This window comes from Bacillus sanguinis, from assembly GCF_018332475.1.
Lineage (GTDB): Bacteria > Bacillota > Bacilli > Bacillales > Bacillaceae_G > Bacillus_A > Bacillus_A sanguinis.
Genome location: NZ_BOQB01000472.1, coordinates 1 through 616, shown reverse-complemented (window position 1 = coordinate 616; position 616 = coordinate 1). Strand labels below are relative to the sequence as shown.

Annotated in this window: 1 protein-coding gene; it reads left to right on the top strand. The window is 36.9% G+C overall.

Going from position 1 to position 616, the window contains the following annotated elements; translation table 11 throughout:
• Window positions 1-71 precede the first annotated feature (71 nt).
• On the top strand, window positions 72-616 hold a 545-nt coding region (locus KI369_RS27790; protein ID WP_212958859.1), incomplete at its 3' end, for an HlyD family secretion protein.

The following is a 616-nucleotide window of genomic DNA, read 5'->3' as shown; positions in this document are numbered from 1 at the left end:
ATGTAATTTGTTTTCAGAAAGTTTTATACAATTTTTATATTAAACTATTAAGTTATAAAGGGAGCGAGAAAATGGTACCAAATACGGTTCGTACTCCAAACAAGAAAAAGAAATGGATTATTATCGGGGTTATTGCACTAATTGTTATTGTAGCGGCAGTTAATATTTTTGTAATGCAAGGGAAGAAGAAGGGCGCAGCAACAACGGCTGACGCTGTAAGCTTTGAGAAAGTAACGGAGCGAAAGCTTAATAATACAAAGTTAATTTCTGGTCAGGTGAAGCCCGGGAATATTGAAAGCTTTTATGCAGATCCAACTAAAGGAAAAGTGAAAGATATTGAGGTAAAAGAAGGACAAGAGGTTGAGAAAGGCGCGAAGTTATTCTCTTATGATAATGAAGAGATTAATTTGCAAATGAAGCAAGCTGAGCTTGATCAAAAGATGGCGGATATGCGTTATGATCAAGGGAAGAAGAAGATTGATTCGCTGAAGAAAGAAATTAAGAAAGCGAAAGATAGCGGAGCTGGGAAAGAAGTAACAGATCCGATGGAAGAGCAAGTAAGTGAGTTAGAGATGGCGCAAAAGACAACTGACCTTGAGAAAGAAAAAGGAAAGTT